The organism is Nguyenibacter vanlangensis, from assembly GCF_013376155.1.
GTDB lineage: Bacteria > Pseudomonadota > Alphaproteobacteria > Acetobacterales > Acetobacteraceae > Gluconacetobacter > Gluconacetobacter vanlangensis.
In genome coordinates this window covers 1-1,092 of the sequence record NZ_JABXXP010000854.1, presented here as the reverse complement: position 1 = coordinate 1,092, position 1,092 = coordinate 1, and the positions used below count along the sequence as shown (strand labels likewise).

Below are 1,092 nucleotides of genomic sequence, written 5' to 3'. Positions count from 1 at the left end.
TCGACCAGGCCACCGCCGACGGCCTGGATATGCGTGAGCAGGCGCAGCGCGCCGCCATCCGGGTCGCGGACGATGTCCTGCCCCCCGGCCTGGTCTCGCAGCTCTGCCGCGTCCCGGCCGAAGGCGCCGATTCCCTGCACCGCCTGGTCATGGACCTGCACAGGGCGATCAACGACATCGCCGCCGGCCTGGCCGAAACCGATATCGCCGGGGCCCGCGCCTATCGCCTGGACGACAGGGACCGGCAGCGCGTGGCCGCCTTCATGCGCGGGCTCAACCGCACCGCGCCGCTCAAGTTCAACCACCCGGGGCTGGCGACCAACGCCATGCGCGACGGGCCGCGCCTGATCATCCAGAACGATCTCGGCACCACCGACGCCCACGTCCTGATCGTGCAGATCGAGGGGCAGGACGACGCCCCGCGCCTGTCGGTCCTGCACAGCGACATCCACAGGCAGCGCCTGGAATTCTTCCAGAACCGCCTGCCCGCCCTGACCTGGACGCAATCCAGCCGCCAATTGCCCGGCAGCGAACAGGGCCAGTTCACCCTCGCTACCGGCATCCTCCAGGCCGCGGACCTTCCCGCCCTCGACGCGGCGCTCGAAACCCTGGGCGCATCGCTGGTCTTTCTCATCGACTGGAACAAGGCGCGCAAAAGCCTGCGCCATTTCGTGTCCGGCCCGGCCGCCGTCGCCCTGCTGCACTGGGCCGCCGACCACGAATACGGCCACCGCGCCTATCTCGAGGCGGGCGGCGAGACGATGATCGGCGACCTGCTGGACACCGTCTCGCAGCTCACCGGCGGGTCCTACGGCACGATGCAGCGCGCGCTGGGCCAGGACGGCACGATGGCCTTCCTGCGCGAAGCCCTGCGGACCTCCAGCGAGGCCCTGCGCAACGGGCAGTCCCCGCCCGCCATCCGCGACATGCTGCAGGCCGAGCTGATGACCCGCGTCGCCTCCATGGCCGACCGCATCCTCGACGACGCGATCGACCACGCGGCGCTGATCCTCGATCTCGGCAGCCTGGTCCACGCCGCCCTGCTGGGCAACGTGCCCGACCTGCTGGCCGCCGCCGCCCGCGCCCAGCGTT

General features: G+C 71.2%; 1 protein-coding gene. It reads left to right on the top strand.

The features are described from left to right. Positions 1 to 149: 149 nt before the first annotated feature. Positions 150 to 1,092 (top strand): hypothetical protein (locus tag HUK84_RS19660; protein WP_374729394.1); only part of this gene is annotated, 943 nt, incomplete at its 3' end.